This window comes from Aquimarina atlantica, assembly GCF_000626715.1.
GTDB classification, from domain to species: Bacteria; Bacteroidota; Bacteroidia; order Flavobacteriales; family Flavobacteriaceae; genus Aquimarina; species Aquimarina atlantica.
In genome coordinates, this window is sequence record NZ_AQRA01000008.1 from 107,405 (window position 1) to 127,718 (window position 20,314).

At 32.8% G+C, this 20,314-nt stretch carries 22 protein-coding genes; 1 reads left to right on the plus strand and 21 read right to left on the minus strand.

Annotation, left to right across the window (positions count from 1 at the left end; genetic code table 11):
• Positions 1–3 precede the first annotated feature (3 nt).
• The 19 genes from ATO12_RS18430 to ATO12_RS18520 all read right to left on the minus strand — a co-directional run bounded on the left by ATO12_RS18430 (position 4) and on the right by ATO12_RS18520 (position 17,644).
• On the minus strand, positions 4–873 hold the full coding sequence (locus ATO12_RS18430) for an AraC family transcriptional regulator (protein ID WP_034244802.1): 870 nt from the start codon (positions 871–873) through the stop codon (positions 4–6).
• 151 nt (positions 874–1,024) lie between these two features.
• Positions 1,025–1,879: a LamG domain-containing protein gene (locus ATO12_RS18435; RefSeq protein ID WP_034244805.1), complete on the minus strand. Its 855-nt coding sequence runs from the start codon at positions 1,877–1,879 to the stop codon at positions 1,025–1,027.
• Positions 1,880–1,928: 49 nt separating this feature from the next.
• A complete protein-coding gene (locus ATO12_RS18440; protein WP_034244807.1) occupies positions 1,929–2,516 on the minus strand; it encodes a Crp/Fnr family transcriptional regulator in 588 nt (195 codons plus the stop codon).
• Between the two features lie 256 nt (positions 2,517–2,772).
• Complete coding sequence (locus ATO12_RS18445; RefSeq protein WP_034244809.1) at positions 2,773–3,237, minus strand: nuclear transport factor 2 family protein; 465 nt, start codon at positions 3,235–3,237, stop codon at positions 2,773–2,775.
• Between the two features lie 108 nt (positions 3,238–3,345).
• The gene (locus tag ATO12_RS18450; protein ID WP_034244815.1) at positions 3,346–3,915 is read right to left on the minus strand and encodes a hypothetical protein; all 570 of its coding nucleotides are present in this window, start codon (positions 3,913–3,915) and stop codon (positions 3,346–3,348) included.
• Between the two features lie 204 nt (positions 3,916–4,119).
• The gene (locus ATO12_RS18455; protein WP_034244818.1) at positions 4,120–4,413 is read right to left on the minus strand and encodes a hypothetical protein; all 294 of its coding nucleotides are present in this window, start codon (positions 4,411–4,413) and stop codon (positions 4,120–4,122) included.
• A 304-nt stretch (positions 4,414–4,717) separates the two neighbouring features.
• Positions 4,718–5,347 (minus strand): NAD(P)H-dependent oxidoreductase, encoded by a 630-nt coding sequence (locus ATO12_RS18460; protein ID WP_034244820.1) that lies wholly within the window; start codon positions 5,345–5,347, stop codon positions 4,718–4,720.
• 5 nt (positions 5,348–5,352) lie between these two features.
• Complete coding sequence (locus ATO12_RS18465; RefSeq protein WP_034244823.1) at positions 5,353–6,075, minus strand: GNAT family N-acetyltransferase; 723 nt, start codon at positions 6,073–6,075, stop codon at positions 5,353–5,355.
• Positions 6,072–6,521, minus strand: a complete 450-nt coding sequence (locus ATO12_RS18470) for a DMT family transporter (RefSeq protein ID WP_034244825.1) — start codon at positions 6,519–6,521, stop codon at positions 6,072–6,074. The genes ATO12_RS18465 and ATO12_RS18470 overlap by 4 nt, the downstream gene beginning before the upstream one ends.
• A 35-nt stretch (positions 6,522–6,556) precedes the next feature.
• Positions 6,557–7,174, minus strand: coding sequence for a Crp/Fnr family transcriptional regulator (locus ATO12_RS18475; protein ID WP_034244827.1), 618 nt, complete (start codon positions 7,172–7,174; stop codon positions 6,557–6,559).
• Between the two features lie 140 nt (positions 7,175–7,314).
• Positions 7,315–8,409: a threonine aldolase family protein gene (locus tag ATO12_RS18480; protein ID WP_051575940.1), complete on the minus strand. Its 1,095-nt coding sequence runs from the start codon at positions 8,407–8,409 to the stop codon at positions 7,315–7,317.
• A gap of 231 nt (positions 8,410–8,640) precedes the next feature.
• Positions 8,641–9,096, minus strand: a complete 456-nt coding sequence (locus ATO12_RS18485; RefSeq protein WP_034244829.1) for a DUF2750 domain-containing protein — start codon at positions 9,094–9,096, stop codon at positions 8,641–8,643.
• A gap of 197 nt (positions 9,097–9,293) precedes the next feature.
• On the minus strand, positions 9,294–9,722 hold the full coding sequence (locus ATO12_RS18490; protein WP_034244831.1) for a hypothetical protein: 429 nt from the start codon (positions 9,720–9,722) through the stop codon (positions 9,294–9,296).
• Positions 9,723–9,775: 53 nt separating this feature from the next.
• Positions 9,776–11,212: an alginate export family protein gene (locus ATO12_RS18495; protein ID WP_034244833.1), complete on the minus strand. Its 1,437-nt coding sequence runs from the start codon at positions 11,210–11,212 to the stop codon at positions 9,776–9,778.
• Entirely contained in the window at positions 11,209–12,507 is a 1,299-nt protein-coding gene (locus ATO12_RS18500; protein WP_034244835.1) for a serine hydrolase domain-containing protein, read from the minus strand. Before ATO12_RS18500 ends, ATO12_RS18495 begins: the two co-directional genes overlap by 4 nt.
• Positions 12,508–12,689: 182 nt before the next feature.
• Positions 12,690–13,907, minus strand: a complete 1,218-nt coding sequence (locus tag ATO12_RS18505; protein WP_034244837.1) for a DUF418 domain-containing protein — start codon at positions 13,905–13,907, stop codon at positions 12,690–12,692.
• Positions 13,908–14,288: 381 nt separating this feature from the next.
• Positions 14,289–15,566, minus strand: a complete 1,278-nt coding sequence (locus tag ATO12_RS18510; RefSeq protein WP_034244840.1) for a serine hydrolase domain-containing protein — start codon at positions 15,564–15,566, stop codon at positions 14,289–14,291.
• A 258-nt stretch (positions 15,567–15,824) separates the two neighbouring features.
• Positions 15,825–16,628: a tail fiber protein gene (locus ATO12_RS25070; RefSeq protein WP_051575941.1), complete on the minus strand. Its 804-nt coding sequence runs from the start codon at positions 16,626–16,628 to the stop codon at positions 15,825–15,827.
• Between the two features lie 290 nt (positions 16,629–16,918).
• On the minus strand, positions 16,919–17,644 hold the full coding sequence (locus ATO12_RS18520) for a class I SAM-dependent methyltransferase (RefSeq protein WP_165583408.1): 726 nt from the start codon (positions 17,642–17,644) through the stop codon (positions 16,919–16,921).
• A gap of 403 nt (positions 17,645–18,047) precedes the next feature.
• Here ATO12_RS18520 and ATO12_RS18525 point away from each other — a divergent pair, with 403 nt between their 5' ends.
• Positions 18,048–18,749, plus strand: a complete 702-nt coding sequence (locus tag ATO12_RS18525) for a hypothetical protein (RefSeq protein WP_034245211.1) — start codon at positions 18,048–18,050, stop codon at positions 18,747–18,749.
• 381 nt (positions 18,750–19,130) lie between these two features.
• Here ATO12_RS18525 and ATO12_RS18530 read toward each other — a convergent pair whose 3' ends face one another.
• Complete coding sequence (locus ATO12_RS18530; RefSeq protein ID WP_034244845.1) at positions 19,131–19,712, minus strand: hypothetical protein; 582 nt, start codon at positions 19,710–19,712, stop codon at positions 19,131–19,133.
• Between the two features lie 79 nt (positions 19,713–19,791).
• Positions 19,792–20,313, minus strand: coding sequence for a HEPN domain-containing protein (locus ATO12_RS18535; RefSeq protein WP_034245214.1), 522 nt, complete (start codon positions 20,311–20,313; stop codon positions 19,792–19,794).
• Between the last annotated feature and the right edge of the window lies 1 nt (position 20,314).

Consider the following 20,314-nt stretch of genomic DNA (forward strand, 5'->3'; position numbering starts at 1 on the left):
ATGTTATTTGATAGGAATGTAAATCTCGGTAAGTAATTCGTCTTGGGGAGTATCTGCTTCATCATTAAGAAAAAACTCCAGGGTAGGTTTATCTACCAATTCTAATTGTATATCGGTCATCCAATGCGAATAAATATAATCATAGGTCACCGTAGAGTTTTCATAGCTGCCTTTATGAAGAAATTTAGCATATTTTTGAGGCGCTATTGTTTTAGTTCTAAACAATCCATCTACTTCAAATTTTAATGGAGATTCTATAACAATACCTGCATTATATCTACAATGTACACTATCGGTAATATCATTATCATCTAATATCTCTGCCATACATATGGTATCATTATCAAATACATTATTTTTTGATGCATACGTTATAAGTTGTTTCCAGGTTTCTTTAATACTATCAATATCTTCAAATGTTCCTTGATAGGTAAGGTATAGAAAATCGAAACCAGGCAATTCTTCAATTTCAAAAGTAATAGGGGATTGTTGATTTATTTCGCGAGGTGCTATTGCTTTTTGAATTAGTTGTCGTTTAAGTTCCTGGGTTTCTCTAAATTGAGAGGGGGAACAATTAAATTGATTTTTAAATGCTTTGCTAAAAGCTGCGATGTCACTATACCCAAGAAAAAAAGCAATATCAGAAATAGTAGTGTCAGAATATTTAATGTATTGTGCAGCTTTTTCTAGCTTAATTCTTTTAATATACTTTCCGATTGTTTCATGGTGTAGTGCAAGAAATATTCGATTGATATTTCGATAGGAGTAATATGATACCTCTTCTATATCATTGATAGTGATATCTTCTTTAAACTTCTTATCCAAAAAATCTAACAAAGACTTGTACCTTTCTAACTGTGTAGGATTACTCATATACAAACATATATATACTTTAATAAGGTTACCTTGTTATTTTTGGACAATTTCTCACACGAAAATTAAAACACAAATCCTACAGGGATACTGTAATAAGCACAGCACAAGCCTGCGGAGTCTAAATAAAATCAAAATAGTAATCTAATGGTTATTTTGTTGCATGAATTTTTATTTCATCCTCACTAAGAGCTCTAGAAAAGACCTGTAATTCGTCTATTGCTCCTACAAAAGGTAATTCCTGATGCGGGATAGCACCATGAAGTGTCGAACCTATAACAGATGCGTTATTGGCTTTCATAGTACTGGGACTCCATTTATTCTTATAAGTACCATCCATCTGTACACCATCAACAAATATTTTGATGTTATCTTTAGAAAGTGTATCTCCTTTGGTTCCCGACCATACAGCAACTACACTATGCCAACCATCGGCCTTCACCGTTCCTTCTAATGTAGTAAAAGCATTTCCTTGTGTGTCTGCAAACTTAAACTTATTTGATTTTGTGATCCAAAGAACAAATTTATCATTACACGCCAAAATATGTTGATGTAGATTTAGAGTAGACACCTTCACCCAGACCGCTACTGTAATAGGGCCTTCAAGATCAAAACTTTTATGATCGCGAAGCGCTACTATATCTGCAAGAGTAGAAAATTTACGGGCTTTACCAGAGAGCCCCAATGTATCCAGGTTTCTTAAAGTTTTACCATGATTTTTAAAAGGACCAAAGTCTTTTAACAACCCATTACTGGTATACGTCTCAAAATCATAAGATGCCACCAGACCATCGGTAGAGATCCCTTTCGAACCTGTCTGATTTTGGTCCGAGACTCCGGTGTATCGATGCTGCCCTATAGTGATCGTGGGAAACAGTAAAAAACTACCTATAAAAAATAGCAATAACAGGCTAACTTCTTTTATGGCAATACTTTTTTTAATCATAATTGCAGATTTTTGCTGGGTTGTTGTTATGATATCTGGTGTATATTGTATTCGTTTCATCTTTGCTATTTTTACAAATGTCGATACAGATCATTATTTTTTATTTGATTTATATCAAATTTTTAATGTGTTGTTTTCGTATTCTACTCAATGTTTCGAGGGTAATCCCGAGATAAGAAGCGATATGTGTTAATGAAACTCTTTGGGTAATATTGGGGTATGCAGATAATAGGTTTTGATATTTTTGTTCTGCAGATTGAAATTGCATGGCTACAATTCTAGCTTGTAATTTTAGCATGGTTCTAGTAGCGACTCTGTTTGTTAATCGTTCAAAATCATGATACCTATCCGACAATTTCATTATATAATCTCTAGATATGACCAGTAGTGTAGTTTCTTCTAACACTTCAATAAAATGCGGGCTAGGTATATTTTGAAAAAAACTATTTATAGCACAGATAAAATCATTTTCAAATGCAAACCAATCGGTAATATCTTTTCCGTTATTTAAATAGAAAGCTCTAGAGCATCCATTAACAATAAAATAAGCCTTATCAGAATATTGCCCTTCTTTAACCAATATTTCTCCTTTTTCTAATACTAATACTTTAGAATATTTAGAGAACTCTAATTTGCATTCATCATTTAAAAAAGCATATTTCTCACAAATTATGTTTATGATTTCTTCCTTGTTCATTAAAGAGGTTTTGTTGCCATTATTAGTATACGTTTTTTATTCCGTTTTATAGACCCAATTTAAAAAATCCTAGAAAACATCATTCCAATGTTTTTCAAACTTTCTATTTTCTATTTCTTTTCCAAATCTGTGGTCTAAACCAAGGCATGTTTTAAAGGAAGGTTGTCTTTATGATACCTTATCTTTTCTAATAAAAATTACAAAATCAACAAATTGTGTGTTCCCTCCACCAGGCCAATATCCGAAATGCGTTATTTTATTGCGTAATTCCGAAGCCCCAGGTAATACTAGTGATTTTCCATTTACCATTAGCCTTATGTAGTGTCATCAATTTATATTCTGGAAGCTTGGATCGAAATTGGTCTAATCGAAGTCGAGCTAGCGCAAGCTTATCATAAATTTCAATACTCAATAATTCCTCTTTATAATTAGGATCGGCGTTATCAGAATCCAATCGAAAAATACTTTCTGAATATTCTCCATCTTTGTTAACATATCTGTATGCACCCTTTTCGTGCATCGAAAGTTTTTTATGTTTGATACTTCCGGTATGGTCACCGATATAAAAATTCTTAATTGTGGTAATTATAGCTTGACGATCGGATAAATCTGTTTCTAAAGCGGATTCGTTAGGATCTTTCTTTATTTTTTGTGCAGACAAAGAAGAGGTAAATAAGATAAGAATAAATAAGGGTAAGAATATTTGAAATGACTGTTTCATGACTAAGATGGATTATGTGAATTTTTCTAAAGATTTTTCATTTATTATGGGTTGGTCAAAATGAAGCACAACGTTAAATATAACAAACGTTACTGATCTATAGGGCAGCTATTTTTTGTTATATAGTTCAATCGCTTTTAAGTATTTTATCCCGCCACTCTTTGTTTGATCGTGTAAAAAGCCGTTCAATTCAGGATGATTTTCTGCAATCCAGGTTAAAAGTGTATTTAAGTTTTCTCCCCAAACCTTCTCATTAAAATATACGTATTCTGTTTCTATAGCAATTATTTTGTCATTTTGAAACTTTAAAATCTCATTTGTTATAAATGGTTTTTGCTGAAGAAAAAAGATTCTTTTGTCAATTTTTGAAATCTTTGCCTTTACAATTCCGTTTTCCTGTTTTATTTCAAGGATTTTATAGGTAGGATCAAATACCGAATCCCATTTTAACCATTTTTCAAGATATTCTTTCTTAGAATAATCTTGTCTATAATCATATTCAGGTATTTTGGTCAGAAGGCTATCGGTTAATAGGGTTTTCATAAGAGAACCATCAGAATTATCAAGAGCCTTATAATAATGCCTCGCAATTTCAATTTTGTTGGTTTCGTTTTCAGTGTTTTTACAGGATAAAAATCCGATGGTTACCAGGAATAAGACAACAATAATTTTGTTCATTATTTTTTAGGTTGGGTTTAATGAGCTATAACGTTTACTATAGGTGTCGCAGCAAGGTAAAATGTTACCTTGCTTTTCGATTTCTCTATGCAGTGATTGCTAATTTTTCTTTATTGCAAGTATTGTGCTTTACCAAAAATACAATAACCATTCGATTCATCACTTAATTGCTATGATCACATATATATTGCTGCGTGTAGTCTTTTAATTTGCCAGCGTTTCGATATGTTCCCCAAGAAACCAATCCTCTTTTATTTTTTTTAAGGATCCAATATTTCTTTTCTTTTCAAGGTGTGATTTTCCTTTAGGAGAATATGCTAAAAAATAAATTACATTTCGAAAATCAGATTCATTATCACAATCTGGAGCTTGAAAAATTACAGTTCCATCTTCGTGACATTCTATAAATTCAATCTCATCAAAAACATTAGTATCTATTTTGTTATTTAATTCAGTGAATAATAAAACCGGTTTATGATATGGTTCGTCACTGTCCATTTTTAAATTCAAATTGTAGATTTCATTTAGAGCCTGTCCATATAAATCAGAATTTCTCTCAAAATCAATTTTGCAGGACTCAGAAGAGCAACTTAATATAGAAATTAGCAATATTATGCACAATATATATTTCAATTATCAATTTTTTAATGACACACAACAACAAAATAAAGAATATATATTCTTTATATACGATGTATGGTTAATCTTATATTCACTTTTATTAAGTGATACAATATAAGGGGTTCATTTATAAGATGATTGTTGTAAGTTAAAGTTACCATCTATTTTATAATTGCCTTTTTTATATGTTTTTGAATAATTCTTGAATTGGTTTTCTAACTTTTGATAGATGCTGTGTTGTATCTTCTGTACTTCTGTATCCAATTGTAGCGATCACAGAAGCATTTAGCCCTTGTTTGGTTAATCCTAAAATTTTGTTGTATTGTTGGGCTTCAAAGCCTTCCATAGGACAACTATCTATTTTTAATTCTGCACAAGCAGACAATAGATTGGCCAAAGCAATGTAAGTTTGACATTTTGACCAATTTAGTTGTTCATCAATTGATTTTTCTGCAAGTTTCATTTTTATAAAATCGCCATAGCCTTTTAAATCTTCTAATTTTAAGGCTCTTGATATTGCTGTAAGATTTAAATAGTTATCAATGTCGAGAGGTTTAATTTTTGTATAATTACAGAAAACAAATAAATGCGAAGCATCTGTTATTTGGCTTTGATTCCAGGATACAGGTTGTAGCTTCTTTCTTATTTCTTGGTTTTCAATAATAAGTATTTTGTAAAGTTGTAAACCATAAGATGAAACAGAAAGCCGAACAGCTTGTTTTAAAAGTTCCATATTTTCTATTGAGACTTTTTTGCTTTTGTCGAATTTTTTGGTGGCATATCTCCAATTTTGATTTTTAATAAACTCCATAGTCTTTATTTTATTTGATAATTTTCCATTAAAAAATCTACCGAAAACCCCAATTTTAAATACATATCTTTTGCCATTTCAGAAGCTTGAAGCGTTGCTAAAGACAAGTTTTGATCAATAGATTTATTTAGGGTATGATGCATTATTTGGGTTGCAAAGCCTTGTTTTCTTTTTTCGGGTAGTATACCTAAACTGTGTATTCCTGCTATATTTTTTGTAATATGTAAAATAACTGTTCCTATAAGTTCTTCTTCTAGATAAACAAGATAAAAAGGGATTTCTTCCTTTGTTTTTGTTATTATTTGTAAACTAATTTCATAGCCAAATGCCTTACGAAAAGAGTTGCTCCAGGTTTTTGCGTCACTTTCATTTTCTACTCGCTTAAAATCAAGTTTCATTCGAGTAATAAACTTATTGTTAAGCTGCAAACTCATTCCATATTGAACAGATGTTAACTTAAAATTTTTATTGTTTTCTATGAATTTATCTCGGTTAGGTAAGTTGAAATAGGAAAAGGTTAAACCTTTAGTATTTTTTTTTAATGCTTTTTGAAATTTTTCTAAAGGTTGAATTGACAATGGCTTTTTTTGCCAAATTCTACTTGGCCATTGTGCATTTTTGATATAGGCGTATTCAAATTGTTCATCATAATAATATCCTTGATGTGATGAAGATGCAATTATCCATAAATCAGTAAGATTGTCAATATTTAATTTTGCTTTTTTCATTTTGTATTCATTAAAATTATACCAATAATCATAGAAAACACACCTATAAGTCGTTTAGTTGTTATTGGTTCTATTGGAAGGTTAAGCCAACCAAATTTTCCCGCGATTACAGAAAATATAAGTTGTCCACATAAACCAAAAGTTATCATTTTTGAAATACCAAGTTTAGGTATCGTATAAAAATATAATGTAATTCCAACCGTACTGAATAGACCTCCGATAAACCATAAATACCAGGGCACTTGTTGAAATGTATTTAATTGAATTGTTTCTTTACCAACAAAAAGAATTAAGATACAACCAAAAAAAGCACTTGCGATAGAGGTAGAAATAACTGCTAAAAGAGGTTGTTTTATAATGGATCCTAATTGGGTGTTGAAACCGGCTTGAATAGCAAGAAAAACACCTCCAACAAATGCCAATATGTATATTATTACTAATTTCATACGACAAAGTTGAGCAGAAAAAAGATGTTTTTTCTTTACATATGTTGATTTGGGAATTTCTTTTTAATCTTTTTTCGTATTCGACTTAATTGAGTAGGTGTAATTCCTAAATGAGAAGCAATATAGTGTAGCGGAACTCGTTTTTCTATATTTGGTTGAAATCGAATAAAGTCCAAATATCTTTCAGAAGCATCTTTCATTACAATTTCTATTTCACGTTTTTCTTTATTAATTATCCAGTTTTTTTCTAAATAAGCGATATAGAAATTTTTTAAGTCCGAATGATTCTCGATTAACTTCCTGTATTTTTTATAATCAAAGCTGATAATTGTAGTATCTTCAATTACTTCAAGACCAAAATGAGATGATTCGTGTTTTAAGGCTGAAACCGTAGAACCAACAAAATCTCCTTCTAAAAAAATATTTTTATGATATTGGTTTCCTTCATTAGAAATAAAGAAAGAAACGATAACTCCTTGATTTAGAATATAGATATGTTTTGATGTTTGCCCAACATTAAGTAATAATTCTCCTTTTTGTAATTGTCGAACCTTGGCAATTGCATATAATTGAGACAAAGAGTTTTCTTCAATAGGATAATACCTATTAAAAACGTCCTTAATAAATTCGCAATAGTTTTCGATTTTATTCATTCAATTTATCGTATTACGCACAACGGTTTTGTGTATGAGTGGTAGCATATACTACTTGTTAACATTTCAGTTTTGCTCTTATCTTTGCTTTATCATTTAGACTGCTATTACCTATAGAATACATTATTCTACCTCGTTTTTTATTCTGATAATAGAGGTTTTATATATTTTGCAATTAATTCAAAAATTGTATTTACTTCACTTATAGTCTTATCAAGTAATATGTCTCCGACATATATTTCAAAATAGGATTTATTATCCTTGAGTTGGGAAGGGAAAACATTATTAAAAAGCCAGATGCCTTTTTTATTTTTAAAATATTCCCGCATTAAAATTGCTTCTTCCACTGTTATTTTCATATGAACATGAAACATATTAATTAGTGGTTTTTCTGGATAAAAGGTTAGCTCTTTAAAATCAGAACATTTATTGTAAATTTCTTGGGCTTTTTTGTAATACAATGACATTTCTCGTAACCGTTTGTCAAATTGATAAGCTGATGATGCTATTAAAATAGTTTCTTGAAATAATTTTCCGCCATGTCTTTTTTTCCACTTTTTTGCTTCTTTTATAGTAGATGAATTTCCGCATAGAAAACATCCAGCCATTCCTCCAATTCCTTTATAAAGTGACACATATATAGAATCTAATCCCTTACATATTTCTTTATATGATTTTTTATAATAAGAGGCACATTCCCATAAACGAGCTCCATCTGCGTGCAATAATATATTGTTTTGTTTACAATAATCTTTTATTTTTTCTAATTCATCCCAAGGTATTGGAATACCGCCTAATTCTCTATACGGAATATCTATAACCAAAGTAGAAATTTTTTCTGAAATATTTTTAACGTCTTCAACCAAGTATGGTTTGTTTGGTTGTCCAACAAGAATTTCTTTTAATCTATGTAAGTGTTTATATGCGTTATCTTCAAAGGCATAAATATGTGATTTTTCATGAATCCCAAAATTTCTATTTTTTGTTTTGTCTGCATTTACTTTAAGGAGTATTTGCTGGGCCATTGTTCCAGTGGGGAAAAACAACGCTTCTTTAAATCCTATTAGGTTGGCTATATCATTCTGAAATTTATTTATAAAATCACTATTGCTATAATAATCTAACGAAATACCATTATTTTTTGCAAAGTGTTGGATTAAAGATGTTTCTTCAGATAGGGAGGTTCTCTTATGACCACTAATATAGATATTACAATCATTTTGAATGGGATACATTATACTTCTATTGTTTAATTATGGATATATGATTTGTTATGTAATATTATATAATCATCAAGTTTTTGCCCGAATCAGGTATAACAACAAAATAAAGGATATATATTCTTTATTTTATATGTATGGTTATTTTTTAACATGCCGTTGTATAATGATACTATTTTAGGATTAAGTATAAATATGTAAACTTTTTTAGGATGAGATATACTATACATGTTGTTAGTTGTTTTTTTATTCGAGAGCCTCTTTTATTTGATCTTCTAGATCATTTATTCCTTGGAATTTTTGAAAATTTAAATCTTTTCCAATGAATTTTAATTCAGTAGATAAGTCTAATACTAATTCATAAGGATCTGCTTCAAAACCAAACAAATTCTGGTCAAATTCCGTTCCGACGAGAAGTCCGTCATTTCCCATTCCAATACACCAATTTTCCATAAAGTCCGATAATGAGATTTGTGCAACCTTATATTTTGCCCACCCGTCTTTGATACAAGATTTTGCTAAAGCCTTTTCGGCCCAAAAACAAATAATTCTGATAGGCTTTCCATCATCATTTTCATAATGAACAGATCTTGAACTTGCAAATCCTTCATGATTTTTAAGTCCCCAGACCATTTCAGAGCTACAAACTGTTTTTATAAATCTTTTATGTCTGTTTTCTATTAAAATCGAATCTTGTATCATTTTTATTTTTTCAATTAGCTACAACGTTTGTTATAGGTGTCGCAGCAAGGCAAAATGTTACTTTGTTTTTCTTTTTTTCTGCACAGAGATTGCTAACTTTTCTTTATTGTAAGCATTGTGCTTTACCAAAAATACAATAACCATTCGATTCATCACTTAATTGCTATGATCACATATATGTTGCTGTGTGTAGTCTTTTAATTTGCCAGCGTTTCGATATGTTCCCCAAGAAACCAATCTTCTTTTATTTTTTTTAAGGATCCAATATTTCTTTTCTTTTCAAGGTGTGATTTTCCTTTAGGAGAGTATGCTAAAAAATAAATTACATTTCGAAAATCAGATTCATTATCACAATCTGGAGCTTGAAAAATTACAGTTCCATCTTCGTGACACTCTATAAATTCAATCTCGTCAAAAACATTAGTATCTATTTTGTTATTTAATTTAGTGAATAATAAAACCGGTTTATGATGTGGTTCGTCACTGTCCATTTTTAAATTCAAATTATAGATTTCATTTAGAGCCTGTCCATATAAATCAGAATTTCTCTCAAAATCAATTTTGCAGGACTCAGAAGAGCAGCTTAATATAGAAATTAGCAATATTATACGCAATATATATTTCAATTATCAATTTTTTAATTACACACACCAACAAAATAAAGAATATATGTTTTTTCTTAATAATTAAACACTACATTCAAAAATGCTCCAGTCCAGAGTGAGGTATCTCCTACAATATTCTCTATACCTTTTCCTGCTATAGAAAGACTAAAGCCAGCGTTTACATATATATTTTGGGTTATAACTTTATTATATTCAATAAAAAAATCATCAGCTAAATGCTTATTAGTGACTCCGGCAACTACGGTTGGAATGCCATCTGAAAATTCAACACGAGCCGCTTGTCCAAACTGAATTGGGCTTTGCAATTGTTGGGCTCTAATATGAGAATATCTAAACGTTATAATATCTTTAGGTTTAGGTTGAAGTCTTATGCTTAATCCATGTGATTGCACATTAGAATTTATAAACACCATTGATGATTTAGAACCTGTTGACCATGCACTAGGGGAACCTTCAAAATACAATGGGTCAAAACGTTCTTGCGCTTCGGTATTTGGATCATCTCCAGAAAACACTTGATACGTATACATTAAAGTTGGTTTCCACTTAATTTTTGATAGGTCATATCCAGTTTGAATGCGTCCTCCCCAAGATGTCAAGTTTATTCTAGAATTCCATTGGTATGCAATATCTAATGCCATAAAAAAGTTTTTGAGCTTACCTTTAAAGGGATGGTTTCGTGTGTAGAGATTAAGTGCGTTTAGGTCTTCTCGATCACCACTAGTAATAATAGGTGCTCCCTGTCCATTTTGAGCAACTTTCGGATAGGGTGCATCAGAAGCTAAAACATTTACGTACGATACTCCTATATATTTGTTTGATGCGTTAATACTAATATCTGCTCCGACTAATTTATTATTGGTGTCGTTAGATGGTAACTCGTTGGGTGATAAATAGAAGACTTTCCCATTAAGTTTTTTGTAATCAACTTCTATTAATACAGACCGTTGCCAAGCCTTTCTTGGTCCGAATTTTAATGCCCCTCGTTCAAAGCCACTTGATCCACCATTAGCAATTAGCATACCAGTGCCAAGTTTTAACTCTTGAGCACCTATAACTGTATGGAAAATTATACTATCTGATAAGTTTGTTTTGAAACCAATATGTGTTTCTTCTAAAGTTATACGACCTGTATTACCTTCGTTAAAGGCATCTGTACCCAAAGTGCTAGAGCCTACCAAAGATATTTTAGCATACAGATTGGTATTGGTATTTAAGGAATACTTGAAGCCAACACCAGGTTTTAGATAGGATTCTATCCATTCGGTATCAGAATCGTAATCTAATTCTGGAACATCTGCTAAATTCCAAAACAAATTGGTTTCAGCAACAAAATTAAGACCAGCTTGCGCATAACCTTGAATTTGAACTTCCTCAGAATTATAAAACAGCAGATTCTTTTCTTGAGCAAGCAAGTAATTACTTGATCCTAGAAAACCGAGTACAGATAATAGCACATATAAACGATATTTTAAACAACGAATGCTCATTTTTGCATCAAATAATCTGCTACTGCTTGATATGCCGGTAGCGAGGTTGGGTCTATTTTTGAGTTTTTTGCTTCGGGGTGCGACGCAAATCTAACGATTACCATTTCTGCCATTGGGTCTATGTAGATGATTTGTCCGTGAACACCTCGAGCGGCAAAAGCACCATTTTTGTTATGCGTGATCCACCACATATTTCGATAGCTCCAATTTTTTAAGGATGTATATGCCGACTTTTGAAAAGCATCTTGATTTCCACCTTTCATAATATCTTCAATTAATGAAATAGGAAGAATTTGTTGGTTGTTAAAAAAACCTTTGTTGCGAATCATTTCACCAAACATAGCCATATCTCTCATATTAGCACTAAATCCACCACCTGCAAAAGCAATTCCCGAAGCGTCTACTTGATAGTAGCCATCTATGTGTGTACCAAGTGGTTTCCAAATACGCTCAGACAATAATTGCGGGATGCTTTTGCCTGTGGCACGCGAAACAATCCAACCCATAGCATCTGTATTTATGGTTTTATAAGCAAAGACCTCACCATGTTGGGTGTCGTCTTTTTTTACTGTTTGCAAGTACTCAATATAGTTTTTTGGTCCATTGTATTCTTTGGCTTTTGGTAAGGGGTTTCCTGCAGCAGAAAATATCCATACTTCGGCATTAGGATCAGAATAGTCTTCACTATATTTTAAACTCGTTGTCATGTCTAAAATTTGCCTAATAGTTGCATCGCCAAATGCCGAACTTCCAAGCTCTGGAATATAAGCTGCTGCAGTTTTGTTTTCGTCTAAAACACCTTCGGCAACTAGCATAGCTCCTAAGGTACCTGTAAAGGTTTTACTTACCGACATAGCTGCATGTACGCCTTTGGGTTTGAGGGCCCCAAAATATTTTTCGTAAACTATGTTTCCTTTATGAAGGATGATCACACCATCAGTATAATTTTCCGGTAGCGATTGCACCCAAGTTATTTTTTGGTTGCTGTTTAATGGTTTGAAGGTTAAAGAATCAATATATGTATCTAATGCTAACCGAAACTCATACCTGTTTTCCTGTGCAGAAGCTACTTCTGTAGTAGGTAAAAACTGTCGCATATGGCAAACGCTGTAGCGCAATTCCGGAAAGGTAAAAAAACTACCATCTTCGGCTAGTGCTAATCGCTCTTTTGAGGGTGGAAAACCTTGCATCCACCCCATTGTATTGGGATCCGATTCTTCTGCAGTGAGGTGTTTTTGTGAAAATGCCAGATTACTGAAAAAGACAATTAAAATAGTTAAAAGTGATTTTTTCATGATATTATATTTTAAGCTTATACAAAACATCAGTTTTTCTAAAAACCTGATTATTTTGGTTTTACTGATTAAATATAAGTAGATTTAGAAGGTTTTAAATAGAAAAATCAAGAAGAGTTCTTAATTTGTTTAGATATATGGGAGTCTTAAAATAACTTATTTTCCTTTAAGTCGAATTTATTTCAATTCGGTTTCGATGAGTGATACGTCAGTTTACGCCAGATAGATTCTAAAGGCCCTTGTTTAAAACGACTGAGCCATACACTACTATATAACCATTGTATTAATAAAATACCAAAAGCGAATAGAGGTAAGTATGCAAAAGGTACTTTACGCATAAGAGCAAATCCATAACCGAAAAATAATAGAACTGCAATGATGTTCTGAAAAATATAGTTTGTCAATGCCATACGTCCTAATATGGCTAGATTTTTAAAAACACTCTTTGCTCTACCAGAAGCCCACAAATAGACGAATATCATTGCTATTCCAAGAGCTAAACTTGTAGAGCCTATATTGTAAACAACCACCTGTACAATTCCTAAAGTACTCAATTCGTAACCAGATCCCATGACTAATTTGGTTATAGCATAGGCAAACGAAAAGATCAATCCAATAATACCATACCAAATTGCAATTTTCGGAACTGTGATGTCCTTGTTTTTAATTTTGGGTATCCAATAACGTGCAAGCAAAAGGCCAATTAAGAATAATCCTAAAACATGGAAATAACGTCCTGTCATTAAATAACTCATGGGTCGTGGAATAGCTTTCAAAACATTAATAGCACAGACCTCTGTTGGCTGATCTGAAGTTCGCATTTGTAGAAGACTTAAATCTGCAAATCCCCATCGTATTTTTAAGTTTTCCGAAATTTGACGCATTGATCCCCAGAAAGAAGCATCAGAGGTCATATAAACAATGGCATAGAAGAGCAGAGGTAAAGTTAATAAGATCAAAATCCATGTTAGCAAGGTTTTGTTAGAACAATTAAGAAACATGGGTAATAAAAGGCCAAGAATAGCATAAAGTGTTAAGATATCACCATTCCAAATGAAATACATATGAATTAAACCGAAACAGCATAGAACGATCATTCGTCTGAACCAAAAAGTAGTGAAATTTTCATTTGCAGAACTGAACCGGTCAGCCTGAAGGGCAAAGCCAACTCCAAAAAGAATGGAGAAAATGCTGTAGAACTTGCCTTCTACAAACCAATCTATAAAAAACAACATGACTTTATCTAAAACTGGTAAGGCCAAAATCTCGTTGGGGTTGTAAGTGTTGTATCCAATAAAGCTATATAGATTTGCGAACAAAATACCGAAGAGCGCAAATCCACGAAGAGCATCTACAACCTGTAATCGTTCTAACCTCACTGTTGGTTTAATACTTGACATTCTAATTTTCTTTTTTATCCGGACAAGATTTCTGCTAACAATAGAATAATAAGGACAGATTCCTTTATTTTTCATGTATGGTTAACCTTACATCCTCTTTTATTATAGGGTACAATATCAATGATGCATTCATAAGATAATTGTTGTAAGCCACAATTATCATTCGTTTTTTACCAAACAACCCCATACTTCAATTTTTAAGAATTGAAGAATGAGGTTGTGTTTGTTGGATAAATGTAATTATTATTGTTGAGGATAAAAAATCCTTCGGTTTTGATATTAGAGTCGAAGGTTGTCAATACCTCATTATCCTAAAAATCATTAGTATGAGTTTATTAAAATACTGCCTATTGTGTTTTTAACCTAAGACCGGGGAAAGGATTATACATAGGATACGTTATTGTCTATAGCTGTTTTTCTATTCTTATTGTTTTTTCTGATCACCATTAGTGATAATAAAATGATAACTATGTACCCAACTATCAATACAGTTAATACGTATGATGTATTACGCTGCATTACAACATAGTCGGCGATTCCGGCTTTCCAAAAAATCCATTCGTCTGCAATCGAGGATGCTATATTCCAGTTTCCGGTTTCCAAAATGATTATTCCGGATTTAGATTTTAGGTCAATTCGTGCTGCAGTATTGATCGCATTATTACCGCTTCCATCGTGGCCAATAATAGTTGATTTTGTATCGTTTTGACTGTATAAATGAGGACCTAATCCATAGACTCCAATGGTACTAATAAACGTTTGGGCTGTACTCATGGTTCGCATGGTTTCTTTAGAAAGAACAGCATTCTCTGTTACATTGGCTTTTAGAAATTTTGACATATCTGCCGTAGTGGTATACAATCCTGCTGCCGCAAGAGCAGTAAATTTATTCATTTTCCTGGTTGTACCATCTACTCTATAAACTTTTGCCAATTGCAGATTAGATGTATCTTGATATTCAAAAGTAGAATGCTTCATGTTTAACGGGTCAAAAACCTCTTTCTTCATATAGTCCTTAAAGGATTGACCGCTAATTTCTTCGATCAGTAATTGTAGTATGGTATAGCCAGCCCCCGAGTACATGTATTTACTGCCAGGCTCGTAACCCACTATGGCTATCCCTTCTGAGTATTCGGTATCTGCGGCTTTGGTCAAGGATTCTTCGATGGTTTGTACAGTTTCATTTTCTGCAAAACCAGCATAACCCAGGTCATCAATTAAACCAGATGAATGTGATAATAATCTTCTAACAGTTACTTTTTTATTATCGAATTCACTTTGGGGGAGATGCCATCTTGTAAGGTAATCGTCAACCGGTTTGTCTAGATCCAGTTTTCCTTGCTCTACTAATTTTAAAACGCCAAAAGAAGTAATCCATTTGCTAATCGAAGCCACGGGGAAAACCGTGTTTTTGTCTACAGGTTGATCAATAGTGTAAAAGAAGGTTTTTGAAACATCTCCGTTTTCTATTAGTGCCATGGCATAATTCCCAACGAACTCATCTTCTATTTTTTCTTTGGTTGCCTGGATAAATGCCTCAGAGGTATGCTTAGAAGTAATGGGGCGTAATAAAAACCCATCCATAAATCCATACCCGATAAAGGCAGTCCAAATTAAAATGGCAAGAACTATAAGTGCTATCTGCTTAAATTTTCTCATTGTTTTTTAGGTTAAATACATCTATTTGTAGATACCTAAAAATACACTCACTTATCTTTTGCTTAATAATAAAACGACCGATAACACGATTGTTAACCGATTCTACCAGATTAGATCATTGGTTAGCATATTAATTATTTGGTAAAATGAGATACTATTTTAAAAGCGTTCTGTTTTTTAATTATAATAACGATACATATAACATACCATATAATCCCGAAGGGCAGCTATGGTATGTTATATCATGTAATAAGCTTTTTATTTTTCAGACTCTAGTTTTTCAAGTCTCTCTTGTAATTCAACGAGTTTTTTGTTTTGCAATTTTAGTTCCTCTATCTCCTTTTGTTGTTGAATAGTATAAAGAGTTAATTCCTCAATTTTTTTAAGTAGATTCATATCCATTTCGGCCTGCATTACCCCATTTTGTTCAAACTCTTTTGCAGATGGGATTTCTGGCAAATGACTGTTTTTTTTAATAAAGGCTTCTACTTCTTCTATACTTCTTAAATTATAATCACTTTTAAATACGTAATCAGGAGCAGGAACATTAAGGTCAATTTTTACTTCATTGGCATGAATATTTCCTTTTACGGTAAGTTTCATATCTGGATTGATGGTTCCAATTCCTATATTTCCGTTTGCTTTAACAGTCATTTTTGTAGAATTACTACCAGCTCTAATGCTTAAATCGTGATTAGACATAGTCGAAATAATCCCTCCGTTAGTATCTGCTCCTATTAAGAGTTCGTGCCCATTGTTGGTTTTTAGGTTTAGGTAAGAACTTTGGGCACTTACTATACTTAATTTTCTGTCAGGACTAGCGGTTCCAATTCCAAAATTACCATTACGATCAAAGTGAAATTCTGAATCTATGCTTCTAATTCTAACATCTCCAATTTTGTTCCAAAACAGTGTTCCGGTCCAATTAGGATCTGTATACCCTAAAAGGGCGGTATTACTTGCAGAAGCAGTTCTTTTGATATTTAAAAAAGAAGTAACATCTTGTGCATTACTAGTAAGGCAAATCGTTGCCAGGACTAAAGTAAAAATCGTTTTTTTCATTTCTATGATTTATTTTGTTTTGACTCCCTATTTAGTATAGATGTCTTTATAATGATAATTGTTACTTGAATTTTGTACCATTCTCACATTCAAAAATAGAAATATAAACCTCATTCTAGACCTCACAGGTTTTTAAAACCTGTGAGGTCTCATTAAATTAATCACTACTATTTTTTTCGAGTTTCGAAAAATGAAACTGGCGTGCTGTATCGTTGTGTATCAGGTATTTATTAACTCATTTCTATTTGGATTATCTAAACAGTAATGCCACCAGCGAGACAAGAGGTTTATCATTTTCTCAATACATAATGATAATAAACGATCTTACCATTACTCAATTCCTTATGGATGTTCGAACCCTTAACTCCTGCAAAATCATTCAGTGGCTTTTTTAACCAGCCCTTTACCATATTTTGAAAGAATGCTAACTTATATTCGTGAAAAGCATTCATAGCATTGACCACTTCCTTCGAAATCAATTCCTTTTTGAGCACTTCAAATCCCGCATCATTGAAAGTCTTATCAAGTTCTTCGATCTTTTCTGAGGGACGTAGGTCGGCAAACAAAAAATACCCGCCAGGACGAAGCACTCTGTTGACTTGCTTCACAAACTTTTTCATAGACCCGTAGCAATGTGATGATTCTACATTCACAATTACATCTGCACTTTCATTCGCCAATGGTAGGTTTTCTGCATCACCATGAATAAAGGTTAACCCTTCTACTGAATGATGTGTATTACTAAATTTGATTGCGTTTTTAGAGTAATCAATTCCAATCATCGTCTTTGGTTTAAGATATCGTTTAATGTACGATGAACCTCCTCCGCGTCCGCTACCAACTTCTACTACGTCTTTATCCACAAGGTCTACAGCTGTTGCCACATAGTGGTATAGCTGAATCATATACCGGTCGCGTTCTTCCTCCTCATTTATAGGGATTGCAATAGGTTCATTACAAGATTCATATCCGTAGTTCATATATGTCCATTCTGCTGTTGGATACTTCTTTGACAAATACTCATATAGCTTTTTCCAGACCGCTCGCTTCAGTCGTGGAGAAATTTTAAGAAAGAAAGCAAAAATATTGGTAAGCATAGGTTAGCAATAAGTGTTAACAATATATGTCCTTTATATTCTATGTATGGTTGTGTTTACTTGCTAAATGTAACTATTATTAAATATAACAGGTTCCCTAAGACGTTTTAATTTTTTACAATTTCTCACATATATAGATAAAAATATAGACCTTACAGGTTTTCAAAACCTGTGAGGTCTCATTAAATTAATCACTACTATTTTTTTCGAGTTCCGAAAAATGAAACTGGCGTGCTGTATCATTGTATATCAAGTATTTATTAACTACGATCTATTGTAATTTTTGTAAAACACGCAATAGGTTTTTAAAACATGTTATACGATGTCTAAAGAAAATTATGACACCAAGCTGGCAGTGCTAGAAGCATTACCACAAGAAGCGGTAAAATCACCAACTATTCCTGTAGATGTATTTATGCAAGAGGCCGAAAACTTATTTGTATGGGCAGAAGAGGATAAAGAAACCTTACTTGCCAAAGGATTAGATTGGCAGATGTATGGAGAAGATTTACCTACCCGAACCGGGGCATGCAGATATGCCCAGGCGGTATGGATGAAAGAGCGGTATAGCCAGGAAGAAGCAGCCAAAGCCTGGCGGGAAGAATCTCCCAAAGCCTACGAATTTAGAAACGACCTGCTTGCCGATTTGCGGTTTGCGTTTCGTAAACGATTGGATTTGCTGGCCCGTGTACGTGCTATTCCCGATGGAGAAGGCGATGCCGATATGATCCAGGATTTGATGGATATTAGTGTATTGGGTAAAGCCAATATAGCAGAGCTAGAAAAAGCGAAGTATGATCTTAGCAACTTTGATGTGGCAGCACAAAAATCGGATGCCCTGGCAGAATTGCTGGCCAAAGCCAATGGGGCGACCTTAGATAACTCTAAAGCCAAAGAAATACGGGATCGGGCATATACCCATCTTAAGGAAGCTATAGATGAGCTTCGCGAAACGGGTAAATATGCATTTAGAAAAGATCCCGAGCGTTATAAGGGATATATTAGCCAATATAAACGCAGGTAATCGGTTGCTATTACTGGCCCTCGCATAGGGTAGAGGTCTCCGCTCAGCGGGAGAGGCTCACCCTATTGCGGGGGTTTGTTTTATTCCTGCGGGGGAAGCTACCGGTATGCCGATGGTCGATAAAAGTAATGCAGGGATGAGGTATACTTATGCGGGGAAAGTATTTGATATGCCGATGGTCGATAAAAGTGGTGCGGGGGTGATTAATATCTATGCGGGGGAGCTTTGATTTGTTATTTTGTTGAAGAATGGAATCCTCTTTATTAATAATACTATGTCAAAATGGATCCCAGCCTTTAGTTTGTCCTGAGTTGAGGCTAAAATCGTTGAGTTAAGCACCAAAACCCGTATTAATTATAGCTATTGCTACCATTAGTACTTTTATTCTGAGATATATTTTTCAAATTCCGATTTATTGATATTTAGAATTTCGGTCGGCTTTTCAAGTTTAAAATTCCCATTTTTAGTTACAGAAATTGTCTGGTCATTAGGTTTTTTTAAAAAATATTCGAACGTATTATTTCCGAAATCGTATTTAGACCAAGCAAATGTTCCTTTTTGCTTTTCGTTGTGATAATAATCAGTTTCTGTTTTCAGACCCAGAATTCCATATTCTAATATTTTCTTAAAATGCCCATTTCTTGGTTCAGGTTTCCACCAATAGGTTACGAATTGTTCCGATTCCCAATCACTAATTGTCCAATTTTTTTCGAGTTTTGGAAGCCCAAGTTTTTCTCGTTCTGAATTAAATTCAATTCCGTGGTTCTTATTAATAGGCACTACAGATTTATAAATTGCATTAGCGCCTGCTAAAAGAACAAGATATATAAGCCCTTTTAATATTCCTTTTCCTATAGTTTTTATTGAGAAATCAAACTCTTTAGGGTCACTTTTATAATCGTAATAATATGCAATTGCAATCGGTACGATTATTATTAATGCAATTAGTATTCCGTATATCATTTTGTTTTCAAATTACTGGTAATATTTTGGCAATGAGCATTAACGTCCCGAAGAGTACATATACACTATCAAATTGTTATCATCCGTTTTCCAATTCGCTTCTTAGCTCAGAAATAAAATATTTAGCTTCATAAAATTTATCATAAATTTCTTTGGCAGTTTTATCAATTGAGAATTCGGCAAAATTTTTATGTACTAATTGATTCCGTAAATTTCCTAACTCCAAAAAGGATTTTATAGCTCTATCTAATTTTTCTTCTGTTCGTACTCTTTCTTTCATTTTGTTTTTGAAATTATTCCCAAACAAACCAAAAAAGGAGTTTGCATTAGCAGAATCCCAACTAAACAATGTGTGGTATTGACGTTTAATTGCTTTATTGTTAAAAAAAGATATGACTAAATCATTAGAATTTGTCTTTTTAGTGATGAAATTAGTTAATAAAATGGTGATTTTATTTTCAAAGAGACTTGCAATACTTAATAGTAGCCCTTTCTTAAAATTAAGTTCAGCTTCAATCCTATAAGAAGGCTCTTTAGCGTCATCTAAATACTTAATTAGGTCAGAATTGTTTGTATATATTCTATCTATTATATCAGACATA